The sequence below is a fragment of the Sphingomonas sp. UYEF23 genome (genome assembly GCF_040546165.1).
Classification (GTDB): domain Bacteria; phylum Pseudomonadota; class Alphaproteobacteria; order Sphingomonadales; family Sphingomonadaceae; genus Sphingomonas; species Sphingomonas glacialis.
In genome coordinates this window covers 204,817-229,170 of the sequence record NZ_JBEPNG010000002.1, presented here as the reverse complement: position 1 = coordinate 229,170, position 24,354 = coordinate 204,817, and the positions used below count along the sequence as shown (strand labels likewise).

Below are 24,354 nucleotides of genomic sequence, written 5' to 3'. Positions count from 1 at the left end.
GCCCACCGTTCCGCGCGCGCTTCCGCGGCAGCACGCGTATCCCGGTGGACCCCGGAACAAGTCCGGGGTGACGAAGGATGGGGGATCACGCGAACTTGTCCGCCCGCCGTCGCCCGACGAGCAGCCCGCGCTCCAGCCGCCCGCACAGCGCCGCGTAATAATCGGTCAGGAAGCCGCGATCGTCGTGGTCGTCGGGCAGCCCCGCCTTGCGCCGGATCGTCGCGGCGACGGTGACGATCGCCTCTTCGCTCCCGCCGCGCAGCACTTCCTCGAGCATCTGCAGCTCGTACACGCCGTACAGCCCGAGCGCCGCCTCGCTGAACACGCGCCGCTCGCGCTCGACCGGCACCACCAGATCCGACCCGAGCTTCCCGCGCACCGTGTGCACGACCCACGTCCCCGCGAGCAGATCGCCGACGCGCAGCCGGTCGCGGTTGAACAGCGGGAAGAACAGGAAGATGCCGCTCCAGCCCAATGCGAACAGCGTCAGCGCGCTGTCGGCCCAGCCATGCACCGCCTGGCTGCCGAGGAAGCTCAGCGGCAGAAACAGCTCGATCTCGCGCATCGCGTTGCGCGCGATCACCGCGCCGCCGGTCAGCCGCGCTCCGTCGCGCGCGACGACGCGCAGGCCGACCAGCCGCTTGCCCGGCGTCGCCCCGCTCCCGCTCAGCTCGAACAGCGCGAACCAGCCGTTGCGCAGCACGAAGAAGCCGAGCAGCCACAGCACCGCAAACGCGCCCTGGTGGCTCGCCCAGGCGAGATACGCGATCGCGATCGTCGCGACGATCAGCACGACGAGGATCGCCAGCAGGTCGATCACGAACGCGCCTGCGCGCTCGCCCGCGCTGCCGAGCTCGATCCGCAGATCGACGCCCTCGGGCGTGACGAAGCTGCGCCGCAGCGACAGCGGCGTCTTGCGCGCCTTACGCCGCAGCCACGCCATCGCGGCGACTCCTCGGCAGATAGAAATAGAGCAGCCAGCCGACGAGCATCACCGAGCCGATCGCATAGCGCGCGAGATCGTTGGTCACCGTCTGCCGCCCGATCCCTTCGAGCAGCCCGGCGACGAGCAGCATCACGACCGCCCCCCCCATCACGGTCGCGCCCGTCTTGCCCGCCTGCACCGCCGCGTCGCCGCGCGTCGCGCGCCCGGGAAAGGCGATCGCGGTGCCGATGCGGAACCCCGCCGCACCCGACAGGATGATCGCGAACAGTTCGGTCGTGCCGTGGATCGCGATCCAGCCGGCAAAGCCGAAGCCCAGTCCCTTGGGCACGAACACCGCTAAAAACGCACCGAGCATCAGCCCGTTATACGCGATCAGCAACGCCGTCGGCACTGCGAAGGCAAAGCCCAGCGCGAACGAGAAGATCGCGATCTGCGCGTTGTGCGTGAAGAGATAGGCGGCGAAGATCGTCAGCATGTCGTCATGCTTGCCGTACAGCGTGCCCCGCAGCGTCTCGACCGAGGCCGACGGATCGCGCCCGCCCGCCATCCCCTGCCCGACCAGCCCGAAGAACCAGCCGGGATCGGAGCGCACCAACAGATAGCCGACGACCGCGCCCGCCACCGTCAGCAGCAGCGAGACGAGCGTCTCGCGCCACAGCGCGCGGACCGCGGCGGGCCATGTTTGCGTGAAGAAAACGCGCAATTGCCGCACCGCCGAGGTCGGCACGCCGTACAGCTGGAAATAGGCGCGCGTGCACAGCTGTTCGAGATAGGTGACCAACGCGCGGTCGAGCGACGTCTCGCGCGCGATCGACAAGGAGGACAGGGCTGTGCGGTACAGCACGGGCAAAGCGAGCAGATCGTCGTCGCTCAGCGCCCTGATCGAGCGTTTCTCGATCCGCGTCACCAGCGCTTCGAGCCGCTGCCAGTCGGCGTCGTGCGCCGCACGGAAGCGGCTGGCGTTGACCATGGCAGGTTGCGCAGCGAGGAGAGCGGTGGCCATCAGAGCAGGTTCCTGCGTTTCAGCGCGACATAGCCCGCGACGAGCTCCTCGCCGACGCGGTCGTGTGCGCTTTCGATCACATGCACGCCGAGATGCTGGAGCCGCATGAGCACCAGCTTTCGATCGCGCAGCAGTGCAGCGGCGGTGACGGCGCGCGTCACTTCGTCGGCGTTGGTCGGCGCCGCGTCGACAAGGCGCTCGACCTCTTCGTCGCGCAGCACGACGACGAGCAGCAAATGCCCCTTGAGCAGCCGGGCCGCCGCACGGACCAGAAAGTCGGTCGAGGTCAGGTCGGTAAATTCGGTGAACAGCACGATCATCGAGCGCCGCGTCAGCTTTGCGGCGAGCGTGGTCAGCGCGAAACTGTAGTTGGTTTCCTCGCCGCTATAATCGATCGCCGCGGCGAGCCGCTGGAGATTGGCGAAGGCCGGCATTCCCGACACCAGCCCGCTCGCGATCCGTGGCCGCGAATCGAACGCGTGGAGCGCGACGCGGTCGCCGAGTTTCAACGCGATCCAGGCGGTGAGCAGCATCGCCGACACCGCGCGATCGACGCGCGGCAGGCCCGCGACCGGCTCAGACATCTGCCGCCCGGAATCGATCGCGAAGACGATCTGGTTGTTGCGTTCGCTGCGATATTCCTTGGCGTGGAGCTTGGTCTGGCGCGCCGACTGTTTCCAGTCGATCGACCGGCGGTCCATCCCCGAGCGGAACTCGACCAGCGCATCGAAATCGGTGCCGTCGCCGCGGTCGATCTGCGCGAGCAGGCCGGACAGCGCGTGACGCTGGAAGATCTGCGCGCCGCGGTCGTGGAGCGCGCGGATGTCGGGGAGGATCGGCAGCGTGACGTCGGCGGGGAGGATCCGCTGTTGCCACGCGAGGCCGAAGGCCCCGCGCCACCGCAGCCACAGTCGGTCGACTCGCGCGGTGCCACGCCGCAGCGTGGTGAGCGGGAGCAGCGCTTCGCCGCGCCCGTCGTGCAGCGTGAGCCACAGCCGCCCATCATTCTCGAGCGCGAGCAACGGTCCGCCATCGAGCGCTACCTCTGCACTGCGCGGCGGCCGCCCCCCGGCAATCGCAACGCGGATCGTCGCATCGACCATCGCGCCGACCGGCGCGGTCGTCGGGACCGAAAGGCTGGCGGTCGCGGTGCGGTGCGCGCTGAAAGCATCGAACGCGGTGAGCAGCAGCACCGCGATCGGCCAGGCGAGCCCGACATACCAGCGACCGGGGAGCGCCACCGCGATCAGCAAGGCCACCGGCGCGCCAGCTGCTGCGGCCAGGACGGCGGTGCGCGTGGGGTAGATCACTGCGCGATTGGCCGCTGCACGCGCACCACGCCCGCCCCCGTCATCCCCGCGAACGCGGGGATCCCGCTTCTTCCCACCGTCGGAGAAGAAGCGAGACCCCCGCCTTCGCGGGGGTGACGGCGGATGGGGGGAGCGCGCAGAATCACCGCGGCGCTTCGATCGTATCGATGATGTGGCTCACGACATCCTCGATCGCGCGCCCGTCGATCTCGGCCGCCGGCGACAGGATCAGCCGGTGCCGCAGCAACGCCGGCGCAAGCGCCTTCACATCGTCGGGGATCACGAAATCGCGACCGTCGAGCGCTGCCCGCGCCCGCGCCGCGCCCGCCAGCATCGCGCCCGCACGCGGCGACGCACCGCTCTCGAGATCGGCAACATCGCGCGTCCCCCGGATCAGCGCGGTAATGTAGTCGATCACCTCATCGGCGAGCCGCACTTGCCCGACCACCGCGACCGCCGCGCCGATCACGCCCGCGTCGGACACCTGCGCGACGCCCCATTCCGCGGGCTCCATCGCGTGCGCGGCGCTGCCGTGCGCGGCGATGATCCGGCGTTCCTCGGCAGCGCTCGGATAATCGACCGTCTGCTTGAACAGGAAGCGATCGAGCTGCGCCTCGGGCAGCGGATACACCCCCTGCTGCTCGATCGGGTTCTGCGTCGCGACGACCATGAAGCGTTCGCCGAGCGACAGGCTCTGCCCGTCGATCGTCACGGTGCGTTCCTGCATCGCCTCGAGCAAGGCCGCCTGCGTCTTGGGCGGGGTGCGGTTGATCTCGTCGGCCAGCAGCAGGTCGGTGAAGATCGGCCCGCGCGTCAGCGTGAAGCTGCTCGTCTGGAAGTTGAACAGGTTCGCGCCGATGATGTCGCCCGGCATCAGATCGGGCGTGAACTGAATCCGCCCGTAATCGAGCCCGACCACCCTTGCGAAGCTCCGCGCAAGCAGCGTCTTGGCAGTCCCCGGCGGGCCTTCGAGCAGCACGTGTCCGCCCGCGAACAGCGCGACGAGCAGGATCTCGACGGTCTGCTCCTGCCCGACCACCGCCTTGCCGATTTCGTCGCGGATCGCCACGCCGAGCGCCGCCACGTCTTCGACCGTTTCGAATGTCACCGCGTCTTCTCCCATAACCAATGATGCAGCGCTTGCGCCGCCGCGAGCATCGCGCGCGGATCGCGCGCCGCCTGTGCCTCTGCCGCCAGCGCGCTGAAACGCGCCCGCCCCCTCAGGCCGTCGAGATAGCCGTCGACCGCCTCACCCTGCAGCCGCGCCGGCACGCCGAACACCCCGCCGGCGCGCTCGCGCACCAGATCGACATAGCGCGGGCCCAGTCGCCCCTGCCGCCCGGCCTTGCGGACGAGTGCTGCGGCATTGTCGATCAGCGCAGTCTTGCCGAACGCGATCGCGCGCGCGCGCCGCCGCGCCGGGCCGAAACGCGCGGTCGCCTGGACGCCTGCGAGCAGCACCGCCGCCGCCAGCGTCAGCGTCATCGCGAGGAACGGCGGATCGAACAGCAGCTTGAGCGGACTCGGCGATGCGCCGAAGCCGTTGAGCGTGACGTCGAAGGTGATCGTCTTCGCGCCGGTAGAATTGAGCCAGTCGAGCAACTCGAGCGCAGCACGCGCCTGCGCTGGGTCGCGCATGCCGATGTTCGACAACAGATCGGGATCGGCGAGCACATAGAGCGGCCCACCACCGATCTGGCCCAGCACGACATGCCCGTCGGCGTCGGTCAGGATCGGACGCACGTCGAGGCCGGTGATCGTCTGCACCGGGCGCGGCGCGGCAAACGCGATGCTGCGCGGCATCCACGACAGCGCGCGCAGCGGACGCCCGCCGCTCGCGTAGCGCGTGACCTTGAGCTTGTATTGCGGCGCGAGGACGCGCTCGACATCATCCACATCCCGGAAATCGACGAAGCGCGCCCATCCGGTATGCGTCGGATCGACCGAGGTGCGCCATTTCGGCAAGATGACAAGCGTCGGCTTGGCCCCGCGCGCGGCAAGCGCCTTGGTCATGTCGGTCGCGCCCGATTCGGGCGTCAACACGACGAGATCCTCGCCCGCCAGCTGCCGCGGATTGCGGACGATCTGCGGGTTGCGCCCCGTCGCCTCGGCAAGCCGCACGATCCCGCTATAGCCGACCGCCGCGTTCGACAGCGCGTGCGCGCGCCCGTCGCGGCCCGAGCGCAGATCGGGCGCATAGGCACCGAGCACGAGCATCGCGATGAACGCGAAGATGCCGACCGCGAGCAGGATCGCGACGGTCCGCACGCTGAACGCATTCGCTCCACTTGCCCCGCTGACCGTGACGTCGCTCATTCGCGCCATGATCCCGGTAGCGCAAAGTCGCGATAGGCGGCGCGCGCTTGCGTCCAGTCCGACGCATCGACCGGGCGCCCGCCGAACAGGCTGCGCTCGACCAGCCGCGCGATCCCGGCGAACAGGTCGCGGGCGGAAAACGGGATCGCGCTCGATGCGCTCAATTCGCGGCTGGTCAGCGCCGGACGGACGAGCTGCGGACGGCGGCGCGCGATATCGTCGATCGAGCGGCGCAACAGATGATGCACTGCCTCGGCGTAGCGCCCTTCCGCCGCAAGCAGATCGGCCTCGCGCAGCCACTCGTGGACCGGCGCTGCGTCGGGTGCCCAGGCTTCATCGATCGGCTGCGACACGGTCGGACGCCGCCGCACGAAGCGCGGCCAGCGCCATTCGCCATGCCGCACACGGGTATACACCGCCCAGAGAATCGCGATCGCGACCAGCGCCAGCACGCCCCACAACAGGATCCGCGCATAAGGCCAATGCGGCATGCGGGAACCGATCCACAGCAACGCGCGCCCGACGGGCTCGAACAGCTTGCCGAGCCATTTGCCGAGCTGGACCAACCATTCGGGCGGATGTGGCGGCGGCGGCGCGCGCTGGAGCGTGAACTGCACCGCAGGATCGGCCTTGAGCGCGGCGTGGGCGGCGGCAAAGCGGTCGGTGGCGGTTGCCACCTGCGATGTCCCTTCGCTCACGTATATTCCTCTGCGACGCGCTGCTGCGGTGCGCACAAGAGTAGAGCAACCCGACCGCCGCGCAATCGCCAATCGCGGTCGTATCGGTCGCCGTGTTGCAGTGCGGAACGGCTTAAGCCGGGGTTCAGCGCACCACCCGCAAACGCTCCCGACCAGCCGGTTTCATTCCGGTCCCAATCTGGTCTAAAGGGCCGCCATGCAACCTTTCTCTTCGCTTCCGCGCGCAGCAAAGCTGCTGATCGTTTCGCTGCCGGTATTCGCGCTGACCGCCGGCCAGGGGTCGAGCGGACAGCTCCACATCGCGGTCGACAACGTCCGCGATCGCACCGGTCGCGTCCATGTCGATCTCTGCACGCAAGCGCAGTATCTCAAGGACTGTCCGATCTCGGGCGAAGCGCCCGCGCGGCTTGGCCAGACCATCGTAACGGTGAGTGGCCTGAAGCCGGGTCGCTATGCCGCAGAGGTGTATTACGACCAGAATGGCAACAACAAGCTCGACCGCGCGGTGTTCGGCGTGCCGAAGGAAGGCGTCGGCTTCTCGAACGATGCCAAGATCAAGCTCGCCGCGCCGAAATGGGAGGAAGCCGTGTTCGACTATGACGGGCAGGAAAAGACGATCCGGCTGAAGCTGCGCTATTTCATCGGCCCGAACGCGCCCGCCAAGTGATCGCCCGCTTGCTCCAGCAGCTCGTCGCGCTCGGCGTGCGGCGTCCGTTCGCAGTGCTCGGCCTGTGCCTCGCGCTCGTCGCGGGGGCGGCGGTCTTTGCCGCGGGTCATTTCGCGATGACCACCGATACCGCGGCGCTGATCTCGCCCAAGATCGCCTGGCGACAGAATGAGAAAGCGGTCGAGACCGCGTTCCCGCAGCTGTCCGACGTGCTGCTGGTAATCGTCGACGGCAAGACCCCCGAACTCGCGGAAGCCGCGACCGCCAAGCTCTCCGCCGCGCTCGCTGCGGACACGACGCATTTCCGCCGCGTCCAGCGCCCCGATGGCGGCGCCTATTTCGACCGTGAAGGGTTGTTGTTCGGCTCGACCGCCGAGGTGCAGGCGTCGACCAAGGCGCTGATCGGCGCGCAGCCGCTGCTCGGGCCGCTCGCTAGCGATCCGTCGCTGCGCGGGATCGCGGCTGCGTTCTCGACGATGCTGACCGGAGTCGAGCGCGGGGACGTACCCCTCTCGCGGATCGCGCGGCCGATGCGGACGATAGCCGCTGCGCTCGACGCATCGGCGGCGGGCAAACCCGCCTATTTTTCGTGGCAGGAACTGTTCGCCGAGCCGGGTTCGGGCGCCACGCCGCCGCGTAGGCGCCTGATCCTCGCCCAGCCCAAACTCGATTACGGCGCGCTGCAGCCCGGCGAGGACGCCGTCGCTGCGATCGTCGCGCAGGCCAGCAAGCTCGGGCTCGATCCGGCGCACGGCGTGAGCGTGCGCACCACCGGCGAAGTCCCGCTCGCCGACGAGGAGTTCGCGACGCTCGAGGAGAATATCGGCTTTGTCGGGCTGGTGATGGCCGCCGCGATGCTGCTGACCTTGTGGTTCGCGACGCGCTCGGTGAAGATCGTCGCGGGGATCGTCGTGACGATCGTTGCCGGGCTCGTGGTCACGACCGCGCTTGGGCTGCTCGCGGTCGGCGCGCTCAATCTGATCTCGGTCGCGTTCATTCCGCTGTTCGTCGGTCTCGGCGTCGATTTCGGCATCCAGATCTCGGTCCGCTTCAACGCCGAGCGGCTCGACGGCGCCGATACCGGGGCAGCCCTCCAGCGTGCCGCGACCGCGCTCGGCGCGCCGCTCGCGCTTGCCGCGGGGGCGGTGTTCCTCGGCTTCGGCGCGTTCCTGCCGACCGATTACATCGGCATCGCCGAGCTCGGCATCATCGCCGGGCTCGGGATGGTCGTCGCGCTGGTGGCGAGCGTCACGCTGCTGCCCGCGATGCTGATGCTGCTCAAGCCCGGCGCGCCGCGGCGCGAAGTCGGCTTCAGCGCGGCCGCCCCGCTCGACCGCTGGCTGCACACGCATCGCAAGACCGTGTTGTGGGCATTTGCCGCGTCGATGGCGGGGAGCATCGCGTTGCTCCCCTTCGTTCAGTTCGACTTCAACCCGCTGCATTTGCGCGCCAAGGACGGGCCGGCAATGGTCGCGCTGACCGACCTGATGCGCGATCCACTGCGCACGCCCAACACGATCAACGTGCTCGCGCCCAATGCCGATGCGGCAAGAGCGCTCGCGGCGAAGCTGCGGAGCTTGCCCGAGGTTGCCGAGGCGGTGTCGGTCGACGGGTTCGTGCCCGAGGATCAGCCCGCCAAGCTGGCGATCGTACAGGATGCCGCGCTGCTGCTCGACGCCGCGGTCAATCCGTTCGACGTGACGCCGCCACCGAGCGATTCCGAATCGGTGACGGCTTTGATGAAAGTCGCGGGTGAATTGCGCGCGAGCGCGACTGCGCATCCCGGTGCCGCCGCGGCCGAGGCGCGCCGGCTTGCGACGGCGTTCGATCGCTTGGCGCGCGCCGCGCCCGCTGAACGGACACAGGCGAGCGCGCTGCTCGTCACGCCGCTCGGCACGATGCTCGACCAGATCCGCGCGACGCTCCAGGCCGAGCCGGTGACGCGTGCGACGCTCCCACCCGAAATCGCGGGGGACTGGGTATCAAAGGACGGCCGCGCGCTCGTCCAGGTCTTCCCCAAGGGCAATAGCAACGACAATGCCGTGCTGCGCCGCTTCACCAAAGCGGTCCGCGCGGTCGCGCCGACCGCCAGCGGCCTGCCGGTCGCGACGCAGGAAGCCGCGGGGACGGTCGCGTGGGCGTTCGTCGAGGCGGGCATCCTCGCGCTCGTGCTCGTCAGCGGCCTGCTGTTCGTCGTGTTGCGCGATGCGAAGGAAGTCGCCTTCACGCTCGCGCCGGTCGTGCTGTCGGGCTTCCTGACGCTCGGGAGTTGCGTGCTGATCGGGCAGCCGATCAACTTCGCCAACATCATCGCCTTCCCGTTGCTGTTCGGCGTGGGGGTCGCGTTCCACATCTATTTCGTGATGGCGTGGCGCGATGGCGCGACCGATCTACTGCAATCGAGCCTAGCGCGCGCGGTGCTGTTCAGCGCGCTCGCGACGGGTAGCGCGTTCGGCAGCCTGTGGCTGTCGCACCATCCGGGGACGGCGAGCATGGGCAAGATCCTGATGATCTCGCTAGCGTGGACGCTGGTGTGCGCGCTGATCTTCGAGCCAGCGTTGCTCGGCCCGCCGCGGGCGAAGAAGGCGTAGCCCGCTTGCTCCCCTCCCGCCTGCGGGAGGGGGATGGTTTGAGGCTGGCGGCGCGCTCGACGCCCGACGACGCTATCGCTGGACGGCGGTCGTCGCCGGAGCAGGGGGAACCGACGGCGTCGGGTTGACCGGCGCTGCGGGATCAGCCGGAAAATCATCGACCGGCGTTTTCTCCGCAGACGGCGGCGTTGGCGCCGCCGCCGGATCCGCCGGGAAATCGTCGGGCTTGGCCGCCGGAGTCGCGCTCGCCGGCGCAGCCCCTGCTGCCGGATCCACCAGCGGATCCGCCGCGGGATCGGTCAACGGATCGTCGAGCGCGCTCGCTGCGGCAGCCTTTGCGCCATGGCTCTCGGCAATGCTCACCGCGCGGTCCTGCAGATAGGCCGAGCGCAGTGTCGCATACGGATCGATCGCGCCGCCGAGCAGCGCCTTCAGCGCGCCATCCGATTCGACGCGCAGATCGAGCCCAGTCAGCACCGCCTCCGACACGCGATATTCGGCGCGGTCGAAGGGCGTGCCGATCGTGAAGGCATAGGTCTGCCCCTGCGCGATGCCCGCCCCGAAATCGCGGAAATCGCTCGGGCCGACCAGCGGCAGGAAGATGTAGGGCCCCGGCCCCAGGCCGTAATGCCCGAGCGTCGTGCCGAAGCTGTTGTCGTGATGCGGCAGGTTGAACTCGCGCGTCTTGGCAACGTCGAGCACGCCGCCGATCCCGATCGTCGAATTGACGAGGAAGCGCCCGACGGTCTTGATCGCGCGCTTGGGCTTCAGCTGCAGCATGTCGTTGGCGAACACCAACGGCTCGCCGACATTCGAGAAGACGTGCCGGATCCCGGTGCGCAGCGGCTTGGGGACCACCGTCTTGTACAGCATCGCCAGCGGCCGGAACGCGATCCGGTCGAGGAACTGGTGGATCGAGAACATCGTCCGGTTGAAGCCCTCGAGCGGATCGCCCTTGGTCCGGTGATGCCGCGGCCGCGCCTCGCTCGCCACGGCAGGCGCCGCTGCCGGCGCTGCCGCACGCGACGTGACCGCTACCGGCGCCGCGACGTCCTGCGCCATCGCCACGGGTGCGACGAACAGCGCGAGCGCCATCGCTATCGCACTGCTCGTCCCCCGCAGCCGCAAGATCAGCGTCCGCCCTTGGCCGAAAGATCGTTGAGGTGGCTGATCAGCGCCTTTGCCCCGCCCTTGGCGAAGATCGTCGCGAAGTCCGCGCGGCGCGTCGCGAGCTGGCTGATCGCGTTCTTGTAATAGACATCGACGATCCGCCAAGACCCGCCGCTCTGGCGCAGCCGATAGCTGATCGCGACCGGGTCGCCCTTCGGCGCGGCGAGCGTCGTGCGCACCACCTTGTCGGTTCCGCGCGTCTCGACGGCGGGATCGATCTTAAAGCTCTCGCCGCCATAGCTGTCGAAGTTCGCCGCATATTGCGCGACCGTCAGCCGCCGCATCGCCGCGACGAGCGCGGTCTGATCGGCCGGCGCGACCTTGAGCCAGTCGGGACCGACCGACAGCCGCGTGATCAGCGCGACGTCGAAGGTCTGGTCGACCACCGGCCCGATCCGCGCCGCGCGGCCCGCGGTCCCGAGCGCCTTGCCGCCCTTCATGATCGCGAGCAGGCCGTCGTCGAGCGTCTGGACCGGCGCGCGCGCAGGGTCATTGGCCTGGGCGGCGAGTGGCGCAGCGAGGACAAGCGCCACGGCAGGCACGATCACTCTGAGAGAAAACGTCATCGAAAGCTCCTATTGGGATATTCCGGGGGGCCGCCTGGGCAGCGCCGGTACCACTGTCCTGCCGCTAGCACAAACGGCTGTAGCGGCGATGAACGCGCTCGTGCCGGGCGGGTTGCACGACGTTCGTCGCGGCGCCGCCCCCAGCCGACGGCTTTTTTGCGTTCCCCTCATGTTGCAACGCGGCTAAGATAGCTATCTGGGAGGCATAGATGACGGATTAGCGCGAATGCTGTAGGGCGTTCGTGCCCGGTTCGGCATTCGAGCGGACGGAAGGAACGGTGTTTGCAGGTCATTCTCGCCAACCCACGCGGTTTTTGCGCTGGGGTCGTACGGGCTATCGAAATCGTCGAGCGGGCGATCGATCGCTACGGTGCGCCCGTCTATGTCCGCCACGAAATCGTCCATAATCGCCACGTCGTCGATACGCTGCGTGCCAAGGGCGCGGTGTTCGTCGAGGAATTGTCCGACGTGCCCGAGGGCGCGATGACGGTGTTCTCGGCGCACGGCGTCGCGCGCTCGGTCGAGGACGAGGCCAAGGCGCGCAAGCTCCCGGTGTTCGACGCGACGTGCCCGCTCGTCACCAAGGTGCATCTGCAGGGCCGCCGCTACGCCAAGAACGGCCGCACGCTGGTGATGATCGGCCATGAAGGCCATGCCGAAGTCGTCGGCACGCGCGGCCAGGTCGATGCGCCGGTCCATCTCGTCTCGACCGAGGCCGATGTCGCCGCGCTCGACCTGCCGACCGATACGCCGATGGCCTATATCACGCAGACCACGCTCAGCGTCGACGACACCAAGAACGTCATCGCCTCGCTCGGCGAACGTTTCACCAACCTGATCGGGCCCGACGTGTCGGAGATCTGCTACGCGACGCAGAACCGCCAGAGTGCGGTGCGCGATCTCTGCAAGGTCGCCGACCTGATCCTCGTCGTCGGTTCGGAAAACAGCTCGAACTCGTCGCGGCTGCGCGATCTCGGCGCAGACGAAGGCTTGCCGAGCTATCTCGTCGCCGATGGCAGCGCGATCGACCCGGCATGGTTCGAGGGCATCGAGCGCGTCGGCCTGACGGCAGGCGCGTCTGCCCCCGACGAACTCGTCGAAAGCGTGATCGCCGCCTTGCGCAAGCTCGGCCCGGTCGAAGTGACGCAACTCTCGGGCGTCGTCGAATCGCTCGAATTCGGCCTGCCGCGCGAACTGCGCGACCCTGCCCCTACCAAACGCGCCGCCGTCGGCGCATAGGAACAGCCATGACGCTTCCCCTCGCTCCGCTCATGCGCATCGGCGCCTACACGCTCAAGAATCAGATCATGGGCGGCAAATACCCGCTCGTGCTGATGCTGGAGCCGCTGCTGCGCTGCAATCTCGCTTGCCCTGGCTGCGGCAAGATCGATTACCCCGACGCGATCCTCAACCAGCGCCTGAGCTACGAACAGTGCATGGAAGCGATCGACGATTGCGGCGCGCCCGCCGTGTCGATCGCGGGTGGCGAGCCTTTGCTCCACCGCGATATGCCGCGCATCGTCGAGGGCTATATCGCGAAGAAGAAGTTCGTAATCTTCTGCACCAACGCGCTGCTGCTCAAGAAGAAGATCGACGACTACAAGCCGTCGCCCTACTTCACCTGGTCGATCCATCTCGATGGCGACAAGGGCATGCACGATCACGCCGTCGACCAGGACGGGACGTACGAGATCGCGATCGACGCGATCAAGCTCGCCAAGTCGAAGGGCTTCCGCGTCCAGGTCAATTGCACCGTGTTCGAAGGTGCATCGGCCGAGCGGCTCGCCGGGTTCTTCGACATCATGGAAGAGCTCGGCGTCGAGATCACCATCTCGCCGGGCTATTCGTATGAGCGCGCCGCCGATCAGGAGCATTTCCTCACGCGCGAGCGCACCAAGAACTTCTTCCGCGACGTCTTCTCGCGCGGCGATGGCGCGCGCGCGTGGAGCTTCACCAACTCGCCCTTGTTCCTCGATTTCCTCGCGGGCAACCAGACCTACGAGTGCACGCCGTGGTCGATGCCGCTGCGCACCGTCTTCGGCTGGCAGAAGCCATGCTACCTCGTCGGCGAGGGCTATGTGCCCACATTTGCCGAGCTGATGGAAGGCACCGACTGGGATCAGTACGGCGTCGGCAAATATGAAAAGTGCTCGAACTGCATGGTGCATTGCGGCTTCGAGGGCACCGCTGCAGCAGACGCCGTGCGCAATCCGCTGAAGATGTTCACCGTCGGCCGCAAGGGCATCCGCACCGAGGGGCCGATGGCGCCCGACATCGATCTCAGCCATGCGCGCAAGGCCGAGGACGTCCACTCAACGCATGTCGAGGCCGAACTCGCGAAGATCAAGGCGGCCGATCCCGACGGCTTCAAGCGCACCCAGCGCGCGGCCTAAGCTACGGAACGCCGCACCGGCATCGCGGCCGGTGCGGATGAGCGCGGGGAGCTGCGCGGGGTTTGTCGCCAGCGACTTGAGGATCGCGCCGAGCGCGACGCTGCCGTCGGGGTTCATGCCGACGAGCGCTGCCGGCGGGAGCGCGTGGTCGGCGCTGTCGGAGATCGTGCGCAGGATCGCGAAAGGCAGGCCGTGCCGCGCGGCGACTCGCGCTGCAATGTGTGACTCCATGTCGACGGCGATTGCGCCGGTTTGCGCATAGAGCGCCGCTTTTTCCGCGGCGGAAGCGATGATGCTGTCCGCACCGATGATTGTGCCAGCGTGCGCCTCGGGAAGATGATGCGCGAGCCATCCGATGAATTCGCGCCCAGTTCCCGTCTCCGTCACCCCGGGCTCGTCCCGGGGTCCACCGTGCCGCGCGTGCTCGGGCGATAAATCCTGCGGCACGGTGGACCCCGGAACGGGTCCGGGGTGACGGCTGTGGTGGAGGGTGCCCACCACGACATCCCCCGCGCGCAAGGCGGGGTCGAGCGCACCCGCCACACCGCACGACAGGATCGCAGTCGCCCCAGCCACCGCCGCCTCGAGTTCGCGCTCCAGCCGCGCCGAATCCCCGCCGCCAGCGATTACCACGACACCCGGCCGCGCGATGATCGCCGCCTCGCGGTGAAGCCCGCAGGCGACGAGCAGGCTCACATCCCGAACGCCGGCCGGCCCGCATTCGAGCGCTTCAGATTGCGATACCGCGCCACCGCCCAAAGCGGGAAATAGGCCGGGTAGCCGTGATACCGGAGGTAAAACACACGCGGAAAACCGCCGCCGGTATATTTCTCCTGCCCCCACAGCCCGTCGGCCGCCTGCGTCGCGATCAGATGCTTCACCCCGCGCTCGACCGCGGGATGATCGACCTTCCCCGCCGCCATCAGCGCGAGCAGCGCCCATCCCGTCTGCGACGCGGTCGAGGGCGCCGGCGTGTAGCCCTTGTAATCGAGCGCATAGCTCTCGCAATCCTCGCCCCAGCCGCCGTCGAGGTTCTGGATGTGGAGCAGCCAGTCGGCGCCCTTGCGCACCATCGGATGCTTCGCATCGAGCCCCGCGGCATTGAGCGCGCACAGCACCGACCACGTGCCGTAGATGTAATTCACCCCCCAGCGCCCGAACCAGCTGCCGTCGGCCATCTGCTCCTTTTCGAGGAACGTCAGCGCCGCCTTCATCCGCGGCGAATCGGTCTCGCCCAGCTGCGCGAGCATCGACACGACACGCGCGGTGACGTCGCTCGTCGGCGGATCGAGCAGCGCGCCGTGATCGGCGAACGGGATGTTGTTGAGGTAATGATAGCTATTGTCGGCATCGAACGCGCCCCAGCCGCCGTCCTTGCTCTGCAGGCCAACGGTCCATTCCACACCGCGCGCGATCGGCTCGTCATACGGCAAGCCACCGCGATCCTTTGCGCGGTCCATCGCCATCACCACGACCGCAGTGTCGTCGAGATCGGGATAATGCGCGTTGTTGTACTGGAACGCCCAGCCGCCCGGGCGCACGTCGGGTTTTTCATCGGCCCAGTCGCCCTTCACGTCGAGCACCTGCAGCGGCTTGAGCCAAGCCAGCCCCGCCATCGCGCGCGCCTCGGCGTCGTCGCCGCCCGCCTCGAGCATCGCATGCGCGGCAAGCGCGGTATCCCACACCGGCGAGACGCACGGCTGGCAATAGGCCTCGTCGTCCTTGATCACGAGCAGCCGCTCGACCGATTCGCGTGCGATCGCCCGCATCGGATCATCCGCCGGGCAGCCCAGACAATCGAGCATCATCACGCTGTTGGCCATCGCCGGATAGATCGCGCCCAATCCGTCCTCGCCGTTCAACCGTTCGGTGACGAAGTCGAGGCACGCCCGGATCGCGCGGCGGCGGGTGCGCTTGGGCCAGAGCGGCTCGGCCGCCTTGAGCACGACATCGACCCCGCCGAAGAACGCGGTCCAGGCACGCTTGGTACCCGCCGCCCGGCTCTCGAGCGGCGCGCGCTTGTGGGTATAGAGTTCGTCGACGCGCACGCCCGAAACGTTGCGCGCAACGGGCTTCTTCGCGGCAAGCACAAGCAACGGCACGATCACCGTCCGCGCCCAATACGACATCTTCGAGAGATGGACCGGGAACCAGCGCGGCAGCAGGATCAGCTCGACCGGCAGCGTCGGCACCGTCCGCCAATCGGCGCAGTCGAACAAAGCGAGCTGGATCCGCGTGAACACATTGACCGCGGCAGCGCCTCCCGCCTTGTGGATGGCGGCACGCGCCTGCACCATGTGCGAGGCATCGACCGGATCGCCGATCATCTTGAGCGCGAAATACGCCTTCACGCTCGCGCTCACGTCGAACGCGCCGCCGTGGAACAGCCCCCAGCCGTGATGGCTCGCCGACTGGATGCGGCGCAGATAGGTGCCGATCTTGCGCTCGATCTCGACGTCGCGCGGCTCGCCCAGATAGTGCCGGAGCAGCACATATTCGGCCGGGATCGTCGCATCGGCCTCGAGCTCGAACACCCAATGCCCGTCGTCGCGTTGCAGCGCACCCAAAGCCGCCGCGGCACGGGTCGCGGTGGCGTCCGCCTCGTTCACCAGGCTCGCGCGGTCGATCGTCTCGATAGTCATGCCCCGCCCTTAGCCGACCGCGACGCCACGCGCCAAGCGGGCAGCGGTCTCACCCGAGCGCAAGGCGCCCTCGATCGTCGCGGGGAGCCCGGTCTGCGTCCAGTCGCCCGCCAGGAAAAGGTTGCGCCAGCGCGTGCGCGCGGGCGGGCGCTTGGCGTCCTGCTCGGGCGTCGCTGCGAAAGTGGCGCGCTTTTCCTTGACGATCTGCCACGGCGGCAGCGTCGCAGGCAGTTTGTGGATCGCCGCGATATCTGCCCAGATTCGCGCCGCGAGCTCGGCGCGGTCGAGCTCGACCAGCGCGTCGGCCGCGCTGATCGTTACCGACAGCCGATCGGGAAAGGCGAAGATCCATTCCGCCGTCCCGCCGAGCACGCCGAGCATCGGCGCGACGCCGGGCGGCGGGACATAAGCGAAATGCGCGTTGACGATCGCGCGGAAGTCGGTCGGGACGACCAGACCCGGCACGAGCGCTTGCGCGACCCATGGCGGCACCGCGAGGATCACCGAATCGCCGGGCGCCAGCGGCTCCTCGCCCGCGCCGAAATCGAGCGCGACGACGCGGTCGTCGGCAAACTTAAGCGCGCGCAGCCGCCGCCCGAGCGTCAGGTGCGTCCCCTGCCCCTCGAGCCACGTCAGCGCAGGGTCGACGAATGCCGCCGCCAGTGTCGGCTCGGCGATCCGCGGTCGGCTCGCGCGTCCGCCCATCGCCAGCGACTCGCGCATGACCGCCGCGGTCAGCCGCGCCGATCCGTCTGCCGCCGCCGTGTTGAGCACCGCGAGCAGGATCGGCTCGATCAATTTGTCCCACACCGCGCCGCGCGGCGCGACGCGATCGGCGACGGTCTGCCCCGCGCCACCGCCGAGCAACCCGCCGAACCGCAGATAGTCGCTCGCGCGCGTGCCCGGCACGCGGCGGCCATCTCGGAAAATCCACCACGGCAGCCGCCCGTCATTGATGCGCACCGACCAGCGCGCGCCCGTCGCGCGATCGACGAACGCGAAGTCGGCGTGCAATGGCCCGCTCAACCGGTCGAGCGCGCCGATCGCGCCGAGATAGGCGTTGACCGCGCGATTTCCCGACAAGACGAGGTGGTTGCCATTGTCGATCGTGCGGCCGAGCTGCGGATCGTGATAGCTACGGCACCGCCCACCGGCTTGCGCGGCGCCGTCGATCAGCTCGGCGGCGGTGCCGGCACGCGCAAGATCGACCGCGGCGCCGAGCCCCGCCATTCCCGCGCCGATGATCCGGACCCGCGCGCTCAACGGAACAGCATCAGCCGCAGCACGGTGAAGATCAGCGCGGGCTTGTTGACCTTGATCCGGGTGCGCGGCGGCGCCCAGCCGATCGCCTCCATCCGCACCAGAATCGGCGCGTACACCGCCGCCATCAGCCGTGGTGCGATGAGATGCCCGCGCGGACGCGCGTCGAGGATCGCTTGCGCGGCGGCGAAATGCGTGCGCGCCTTGGCCGCGAGCACCCGCGCTGCGGCATCGACACGCGGATCGCCGACCACGGTGATCGGATCGAGCAGTTCGACCCCGGCCGCCAGCAGCGCCTCGCGCGGCAGATAGACGCGCCCGATCGCGGCATCTTCGTCGACGTCGCGCAGGATGTTGGTGAATTGCAGCGCGAGCCCGAGATGGTGCGCAAGCGCGACGCCGACCGCGTCCTCCATCCCGAAGATCTTGACCGACAGCCGCCCGACCGCCGAGGCGACGCGGTCGCAATAGAGTTCGAGCTCGGCCATCGAGGGCCAGCGGATATCGCGATCGACATCCATCGCCATGCCGTCGATCACCGCAAGAAAATCGGCCTTGTCGAGCGCGAAGCGGCGCACCGCCTCCGCGACGAGCGCCGCGCGCCCGGGATTGCCGCCCGCGTAGAGCGACTCGATATCGGCGCGCCACGCGTCGAGCGCCGCCATCCGCGCGGGCCGGTCGCCGATCTCGTCATCGGCAATGTCGTCGACTTCGCGGCAAAAGGCGTAGACCGCGTACATCGCCTCGCGCTGCACCTTGGGGAGCACGCGCATGCCGGCATAAAAGGAGCTGCCGGAGACTTGCGCCTGGAGCTGCGCGGGAGTCGCCTTGGGGTTCATCCCCGCCCCTTAACCGTTTGCGACACCGCCGCCAACGCTGCGAGCCCGAGTGCCTCGTACGGGCGGTGGTGGACGCGCTGCGAGAGCGGATCGCGCGCCTTCAGCCGCTGCGTCAGGCTTACCGCGAGCCGGTGGATGATCGCGACTTCGACCGCGAGGCGGCGATCGTGGATCTGCCCGGCGAACCCGGCCGATTCGTCGAGCAAGTGCTGACTGCGCGCGGCGAGATCGCGGATCGTCGCCAGCAGGCCCGGCGTGGCGACGGGCTTTTCGAGGTCGTCGAGCCGCGCGCCGTGCTGCGCCATCAGGTCGAGCGGGAGATAGACTCGCCCGATCGCGCGATAATCCTTCGCGCAGTCCTGCGTGTGGTTGATCACCTGCAACGCCGCGCACAGCGCATCGGACGCGGGCCAGGTCGCCTGGTCCTCGCCGTGCACGTCGAGGACGTAGCGCCCGACCGGCATCGCCGAGTAGCGGCAATAGTCTATCAATGCCGCCCAGTCGGCGCAGCGGTTCACCGTGCAATCGCGCTCGAATGCGGTGAGCAGGTCGAGCGCGTGCTGCGGGCTGATCCGGTGCGCCTCCATCGTCGCGCGGAGCGCAACCGAGGCGGCGTCGGCGTCGCGCGTCCCCAGGATCGTCGCGCGCATCGCGCCGAGCAGTGCGAGCTTTTCGTCGGCCGAGACCGCCGGATTGTCGGCCACGTCGTCCGCGCCGCGCGCGAAGCGGTAGAAGGCCATTACCGGCGCGCGATGCTCGGGCTTGAGCAGCACCGAGGCGACGGGGAAATTCTCGTCCTTATGCCCCTTGCCCGAGGCGAGCGCATCGGCGGTGGTCGCGCCGCTCATGCCGCGAGATCCGCCTGGACGCGGCCCTTCCACAGCCCGCCGCGCCCGCGGACATGCTGCCACGCCGAGAGCAGCGTACATCCGGCATAGAAGGTCGCGATGGCAGGCAGGAGCAGTCCCCAAAGTGGCGAGCGGCGGTAGAAGCGCAACATCGGCTGGAACGCCAGCGCCATCAACGCCCACGCGGCGATCGCAGCATATTGCGCCGGCCCGCGTGCGGCAATCGCGAGTACGGGTGGCGCGAGATAGGTGAGCGCAAGGCCGAGCGTCGTGCCGGCAAGCAGCAACGGCGAATAGTGAAGCTGCGCATAAGCCGAGCGCGAGATCATCGCCGCGACCGAGCCCCATGTGTCGTAGCGCCGGATGCTCTTCGCGCGATCGGTCAGCCCGAGCCAGACCGGCCCTTGGGTCTTGAGCAGCGCGCCGAACGCGCAATCGTCGATCAGCGCCGCGCGCACCGCGGCGATCCCGCCTGCCGCTTCGAGCGCCTTCCGTTCGACCAGCATAACACCGCCCGCAGCAGCACCCAGCCCGCGGCCACGGCGGTTCACCGTGGCGAACGGGTAGAGCATCTGGAAGAACCAGACGAATGCCGGGATCAGCGCGCGCTCGGCGAGGCTCTCGCAGCGCAGCCGTGCCATCAGCGAGACGAGCACGCGGTCGTCCTCGACTGCGCGCGTCACGAGGCTGCGCAGCGTGTCGGGGGCGTGGGCGATGTCGGCGTCGGTCAGCAGGAGGTAGTCGGGCGCGTCGCCGGCGGCAGCGATGCCTTGCGAGACGGCCCAGAGCTTGCCGGTCCAGCCGGGCGCGAGTGGGGCGCCGGTAACGACGCTCAGTCGCTCCGATGCCAGCGCGCGGGCAATGTCAGCGGTGCCGTCGCTGCTCGAATCATCGACCAGCACGATACGGAAATCGCCTGGATAGTCCTGCGCGGCCAGACTCCCGATCGAGCGCGCGATCACCTCCGCCTCGTCACGCGCAGGCACGATCGCAGTGACCGACGGCCACCCTTTACCGTCATGCCGGGCTTGACCCGGCATCCATGCGAGACCTTCGCCCCCACGGCGGTCGTTCGGTTCGGCAGCCGGCTCGCATGGACCCCGGATCAAGTCCGGGGTGACGGGACCGTCCCGCTCTCGCGTCAGCCAGAACCCATCGCGCGCAAACACCAGCACCAGCCAGATCGCCAGCGACACCCCCGCCACCCCCAGCACGATCACGCCAGCATCCCCGCCTGCGCAAACCACGCGATCGCCTCGGCCAACGCCTCGCGGTACGGCCGCGCGCGATAGTTGAGCTCGGCCTCGGCCTTGGCGCTCGAATAATACATGTCGTGCGCCGCCATCCGCAGCGAATCGAGCGTCAGGAACGGGTCTTTCCCCGTCACGCGCGCCACCTGCTCATTCGCCCACGCCAGCGGAAAAAGCGGCGCGCGAGGAATCCGCACCGTCGGCGGCTTGCGCCCGACGATCCCCGCCACCGCCGCCAGCATCTCGCGCAACGCGACATCCTGCCCGCCCAGCACATAGCGCTCGCCGATCCGCCCCTTCGCCATCGCCGCGATATGCCCGTCCGCGACGTCATCGACATGGACGAGGTTCAACCCGCTCTCCACAAATGCCGGCATCCGCCCGCTTGCCGCCTCGACGATGATCCGCCCCGTCGGCGTCGGGCGCGCGTCGCGCGGGCCGATCGGGGTCGAGGGATTGACGATTACCGCGGGCAGCCCCTGCTCGCGCACCATCCACTCGACCAACCGCTCGGCCACCACCTTGCTGCGCTTGTACGCGCCAACCGCCTGCTCGGGCGTTGCGGGGCGAGTCTCGTCAGAAGGTCGGCCATGATGGGGCAGCAAGGTCGCGACGCTGCTCGTATAGACGATCCGCTCGACGCCGGCGGCAAGTGCCGCCTCCATCACCGCCGCGGTGCTTGCACGGTTGTTGCGGACGATCTCCTCGGGGTCGCGCGCCCAGATGCGATAGTCGGCGGCGACGTGATACAGATGCCGCACACCGGCCATCGCGCGCGCCATCGCGACGGGATCGCGCGCATCGCCCTCGACGAGCTCGCCCGGAAATTCGGCGAGGTTGGTCCGCGCGCTGCTCGCCCGCACCAGCCCGCGCACGTGCGCGCCCGATGCCGCCAGCTTGAGCGCGACCGCCGAACCGACGAAGCCCGAAACCCCGGTTACGAGTATGATGTCTGCGTCCGCCACCGTATCTCCTTGCCGCCGCGCTGTAGAACGCCGCGGCGTCCAGTCAAACCTCCGCGATGCGTCCACCGGCAATCCTCCCCCATCAGGGGGAGGAAGAAGTGCCCCCCGCCGTCACCCCGGCCGGGTGCCGGGGCCTACCGCGCCGCGCGCGCATCGCAGGCCTTCAGGGCGCAGCGGCGTTGCCCGGTGGGCCCCGGCACAAGGCCGGGGTGACAACAGGAACCGCAAAGACATGAAGGGCTTTTCACATTTCCACCGCCTAGCCCACCCCGCTCCGGCAGCGTAAGGGCCACCATCGTGCAGCATCTCCCAATCCTTATCGGTACGGCGCTCGGCTGGCTGGCGATTGCGATCGCCGCGTGCGGGATCGGCTTCCTGCTCGTCTCCGCGCACACGTTCCGCCGCTTCTTCGCCGCAGTCGTTCGCGCGCCGGCACGCAACGAAGCCGTCACCTTGCTCAAGCCACTCTACGGCCCGGAGCCGCGGCTGTTCGACAACCTCGCGACCTTCCTCGCGCAGACGCACGACGGGCCATTGCAAATCGTCCTCGGCGTGCAGCGTGCGGACGATGCCGCGATTGGCGTGGTCGCCGCGCTCAAGGCAGCACACCCGCAAGCGGATATCGAGCTCGTCATCGACGCCACCGTCCACGGCGCGAGCGGCAAGCTGTCGAACCTCATCAACATGGACCGCGTCGCACGCCACCCGATCCTGATCCTCAGCGACAGCGACATCGCGGTCGCACCGGACTATGTCGCGCAGTTGCTCGCCGCGCTCGATGCCCCAGGCGTCGGAGCCGTCACCTGCCTCTATCGCGGGCGCGGCGATGCCGAATTCTGGTCGCTGATGGCCGCCGCCGGCGTCAGTTATCAGTTCCTGCTCGGCGCGACCTTCGGCGTTGCCAAGCGGCTCGCGACGCCGTGCATGGGATCGACGATCGCGCTGCGCCGCGAGACGCTCGACGCGATCGGCGGTTTCGCCCGCTTCGCCGACGTGCTCGCCGACGATTATGCCATCGGCGAAAGTGTTCGCGCGCTCGGGCTACAGGTCGCTGTGCCGCCGTTCCTCGTCACCCATGCCTGCGACGAGCCAAGCTTCGGCGCCCTATGGCGCCACGAGCTGCGCTGGGCGGCCACGGTGCGCGATCTGACCTTCTGGCCCTATGTCGGCAGCATCGTCGGCCTGCCGCTCCCCGTCGCGGTGCTGGCCGCGCTGTATTGGCCCGCCGCCGGCGGCATCCTCGCACTTGCAGCAATTTTCGCGCGCTGGGTGGTTGTGCGAAGCGTCGATGCGGCGGTAGGGAGACCGGTCGCGTCGTTCGGAATCGCGTTGCTGCATGATTTCGCCGCTTTTGCGGTCTATATCGCCAGCTTCTTCGTCCGGTCGGTTGATTGGCGCGGGGCGACCCTTACAATGAAGCAGGACGGCCGCATCGCAGCGGCCACGGAGCACTAAGACATGTTGCGGACCCTTTTTCTCCAGGCTCCCTCGTTCGACGGTTACGACGGCGGTGCCGGTGCGCGCTACCAGATGAAGCGCGAAGTGAAGTCGTTCTGGTATCCGACCTGGCTCGCCCAGCCCGCCGCGATGGTCGAGGGATCGAAGCTGATCGACGCCCCCGCGCACGACCAGTCATGGGACGACATCAAGCATGAGATGGACGAGCGCGACCTCGTCATCCTCCACACTTCGACCCCGTCGTTCCGTCAGGACGTCCACACCGCCGAGCTGATCAAGCAGCGCAACCCGCGCATCAAGATCGGCTTCATCGGCGCCAAGGCCGCGGTCGAATCGACCAAGGTGCTCGAAACCTCGACCGCGATCGATTTCGTCGCGCGCAACGAGTTCGATTTCACGATCGTCGATGTCGCCAACGGCATGCCGCTGCGCGAGGTCGAGGGGATCAGCTGGCGCGACGACGACGGCGCGATCATCCACAACAAGGACCGCAAGGTCATCGAGGACATGGACAGCCTCCCCTTCGTCTCGCCGATCTACAAGCGCGATCTGCAGATGGAGAAGTATTTCGGCGGCTACCTGCTCCACCCCTATGTCTCGTTCTACACAGGCCGCGGCTGCAAGAGCCGCTGCACCTTCTGCCTGTGGCCGCAGACCGTCGGCGGGCACAACTACCGCACGCGCTCGATCGGCCATGTGATCGAGGAAGTGAAGTACGTGATGGAGGCTTTCCCGCAGAACAAGGAAATCTTCTTCGACGACGACACGCTGACCGACAACCTTCCGCGCGTCGAGGAGCTCGCGATCGAGCTCGGCAAGCTGGGCGTGACCTGGTCGTGCAACGCCAAGGCCAATGTGCCGTACAAGACGCTCAAGATCCTCAAGGACAACGGCCTGCGGCTGCTGCTCGTCGGCTATGAGAGCGGCAACCAGCAGATCCTGCACAACATCAAGAAGGGCCTGCGCGTCGACGTCGCGCGGCAGTTCACCAAGGATTGCCACGCACTCGGCATCGTCATCCACGGCACCTTCATCCTGGGGCTCCCGGGCGAGACCGAAGAGACGATCGAGGAGACGATCAACTACGCCAAGGAGATCGATCCGCACACGATCCAGGTGTCGCTGGCGGCGCCCTATCCGGGGACGTTCCTGTACAAGCAGGCGGTCGAGAACAATTGGTTCGACGGTGGCGATCACCTGCTGACCGACGGCGGTACGCAGATCGCACAGCTGTCCTACCCGCATCTCCCCTCGGCGCTGATCTTCGACAAGGTCGAGGAGTTCTACAAGCGCTTCTACTTCCGCCCGTCGAAGATCTGGGACATCGTCCGCGAGATGCTGACCGACTGGCAGATGATGAAGCGCCGCCTGCGCGAGGGCGTCGAATTCTTCGACTTCCTGCGTCGCCGCAAAGAGCCTGCCTGAGCCGAAC

The 24,354-nt window shown here is 68.3% G+C and carries 21 protein-coding genes; 6 read left to right on the top strand and 15 right to left on the bottom strand.

The window, feature by feature from the left end:
* Positions 1-85: 85 nt before the first annotated feature.
* From ABIB28_RS04240 to ABIB28_RS04215, 6 genes are all read right to left on the bottom strand, one after another.
* Positions 86-943 carry an RDD family protein gene (locus ABIB28_RS04240; protein WP_354286609.1) on the bottom strand — a complete coding sequence of 286 codons (858 nt, stop codon included), beginning with the start codon at positions 941-943 and terminating at the stop codon, positions 86-88.
* Complete coding sequence (locus ABIB28_RS04235; RefSeq protein WP_354286607.1) at positions 924-1,949, bottom strand: stage II sporulation protein M; 1,026 nt, start codon at positions 1,947-1,949, stop codon at positions 924-926. The genes ABIB28_RS04240 and ABIB28_RS04235 overlap by 20 nt, the downstream gene beginning before the upstream one ends.
* Positions 1,949-3,259, bottom strand: a complete 1,311-nt coding sequence (locus ABIB28_RS04230; protein WP_354286605.1) for a DUF58 domain-containing protein — start codon at positions 3,257-3,259, stop codon at positions 1,949-1,951. Before ABIB28_RS04230 ends, ABIB28_RS04235 begins: the two co-directional genes overlap by 1 nt.
* Positions 3,260-3,401: 142 nt before the next feature.
* Positions 3,402-4,382: an AAA family ATPase gene (locus tag ABIB28_RS04225; protein ID WP_189675426.1), complete on the bottom strand. Its 981-nt coding sequence runs from the start codon at positions 4,380-4,382 to the stop codon at positions 3,402-3,404.
* On the bottom strand, positions 4,364-5,575 hold the full coding sequence (locus tag ABIB28_RS04220) for a DUF4350 domain-containing protein (RefSeq protein ID WP_502958216.1): 1,212 nt from the start codon (positions 5,573-5,575) through the stop codon (positions 4,364-4,366). The genes ABIB28_RS04225 and ABIB28_RS04220 overlap by 19 nt, the downstream gene beginning before the upstream one ends.
* Positions 5,572-6,273, bottom strand: a complete 702-nt coding sequence (locus ABIB28_RS04215; protein WP_354286601.1) for a DUF4129 domain-containing protein — start codon at positions 6,271-6,273, stop codon at positions 5,572-5,574. Before ABIB28_RS04215 ends, ABIB28_RS04220 begins: the two co-directional genes overlap by 4 nt.
* Before the next feature lie 196 nt (positions 6,274-6,469).
* Here ABIB28_RS04215 and ABIB28_RS04210 point away from each other — a divergent pair, with 196 nt between their 5' ends.
* Positions 6,470-6,940 (top strand): DUF2141 domain-containing protein, encoded by a 471-nt coding sequence (locus ABIB28_RS04210; protein WP_133189873.1) that lies wholly within the window; start codon positions 6,470-6,472, stop codon positions 6,938-6,940.
* Complete coding sequence (hpnN, locus tag ABIB28_RS04205; protein WP_354286599.1) at positions 6,937-9,531, top strand: hopanoid transporter HpnN; 2,595 nt, start codon at positions 6,937-6,939, stop codon at positions 9,529-9,531. The genes ABIB28_RS04210 and hpnN overlap by 4 nt, the downstream gene beginning before the upstream one ends.
* 72 nt (positions 9,532-9,603) lie before the next feature.
* On the opposite strand, the gene ABIB28_RS04200 is transcribed toward hpnN, so the two are convergent.
* The gene (locus ABIB28_RS04200) at positions 9,604-10,626 is read right to left on the bottom strand and encodes an MlaA family lipoprotein (RefSeq protein ID WP_133189877.1); all 1,023 of its coding nucleotides are present in this window, start codon (positions 10,624-10,626) and stop codon (positions 9,604-9,606) included.
* A gap of 35 nt (positions 10,627-10,661) precedes the next feature.
* The gene (locus ABIB28_RS04195; RefSeq protein ID WP_133189879.1) at positions 10,662-11,267 is read right to left on the bottom strand and encodes an ABC transporter substrate-binding protein; all 606 of its coding nucleotides are present in this window, start codon (positions 11,265-11,267) and stop codon (positions 10,662-10,664) included.
* 282 nt (positions 11,268-11,549) lie between these two features.
* On the opposite strand from ABIB28_RS04195, the gene ispH reads away from it, so the two are divergent.
* Together ispH and hpnH are read left to right on the top strand one after the other, a co-directional pair.
* Entirely contained in the window at positions 11,550-12,506 is a 957-nt protein-coding gene (ispH, locus tag ABIB28_RS04190; protein ID WP_354286596.1) for a 4-hydroxy-3-methylbut-2-enyl diphosphate reductase, read from the top strand.
* An 8-nt stretch (positions 12,507-12,514) separates the two neighbouring features.
* Positions 12,515-13,660 carry an adenosyl-hopene transferase HpnH gene (hpnH, locus tag ABIB28_RS04185; protein ID WP_133189883.1) on the top strand — a complete coding sequence of 382 codons (1,146 nt, stop codon included), beginning with the start codon at positions 12,515-12,517 and terminating at the stop codon, positions 13,658-13,660.
* Here hpnH and ABIB28_RS04180 read toward each other — a convergent pair.
* The 7 genes from ABIB28_RS04180 to hpnA are packed head-to-tail and all read right to left on the bottom strand — an operon-like array spanning position 13,580 to position 21,464.
* Positions 13,580-14,356 (bottom strand): phosphorylase family protein, encoded by a 777-nt coding sequence (locus tag ABIB28_RS04180; RefSeq protein WP_354286594.1) that lies wholly within the window; start codon positions 14,354-14,356, stop codon positions 13,580-13,582. The two genes, hpnH and ABIB28_RS04180, sit on opposite strands and share 81 nt — an antisense overlap.
* Positions 14,353-16,302 (bottom strand): squalene--hopene cyclase, encoded by a 1,950-nt coding sequence (gene shc / locus ABIB28_RS04175; protein WP_354286593.1) that lies wholly within the window; start codon positions 16,300-16,302, stop codon positions 14,353-14,355. The genes ABIB28_RS04180 and shc overlap by 4 nt, the downstream gene beginning before the upstream one ends.
* A gap of 9 nt (positions 16,303-16,311) precedes the next feature.
* Positions 16,312-17,565 (bottom strand): hydroxysqualene dehydroxylase HpnE, encoded by a 1,254-nt coding sequence (hpnE, locus tag ABIB28_RS04170; RefSeq protein ID WP_354286591.1) that lies wholly within the window; start codon positions 17,563-17,565, stop codon positions 16,312-16,314.
* Entirely contained in the window at positions 17,562-18,401 is an 840-nt protein-coding gene (hpnD, locus tag ABIB28_RS04165) for a presqualene diphosphate synthase HpnD (RefSeq protein ID WP_354286589.1), read from the bottom strand. Before hpnD ends, hpnE begins: the two co-directional genes overlap by 4 nt.
* On the bottom strand, positions 18,398-19,249 hold the full coding sequence (hpnC, locus tag ABIB28_RS04160; protein WP_354286587.1) for a squalene synthase HpnC: 852 nt from the start codon (positions 19,247-19,249) through the stop codon (positions 18,398-18,400). Before hpnC ends, hpnD begins: the two co-directional genes overlap by 4 nt.
* A complete protein-coding gene (locus ABIB28_RS04155; protein ID WP_354286585.1) occupies positions 19,246-20,469 on the bottom strand; it encodes a glycosyltransferase in 1,224 nt (407 codons plus the stop codon). The genes hpnC and ABIB28_RS04155 overlap by 4 nt, the downstream gene beginning before the upstream one ends.
* Positions 20,466-21,464: a hopanoid-associated sugar epimerase gene (hpnA, locus tag ABIB28_RS04150; protein ID WP_354286583.1), complete on the bottom strand. Its 999-nt coding sequence runs from the start codon at positions 21,462-21,464 to the stop codon at positions 20,466-20,468. The genes ABIB28_RS04155 and hpnA overlap by 4 nt, the downstream gene beginning before the upstream one ends.
* Positions 21,465-21,761: 297 nt before the next feature.
* On the opposite strand from hpnA, the gene hpnI reads away from it, so the two are divergent.
* Positions 21,762-22,919 (top strand): bacteriohopanetetrol glucosamine biosynthesis glycosyltransferase HpnI, encoded by a 1,158-nt coding sequence (hpnI, locus tag ABIB28_RS04145; protein ID WP_354286581.1) that lies wholly within the window; start codon positions 21,762-21,764, stop codon positions 22,917-22,919.
* A 3-nt stretch (positions 22,920-22,922) separates the two neighbouring features.
* Complete coding sequence (hpnJ, locus tag ABIB28_RS04140; protein ID WP_354286579.1) at positions 22,923-24,347, top strand: hopanoid biosynthesis associated radical SAM protein HpnJ; 1,425 nt, start codon at positions 22,923-22,925, stop codon at positions 24,345-24,347.
* Positions 24,348-24,354 lie beyond the last annotated feature (7 nt).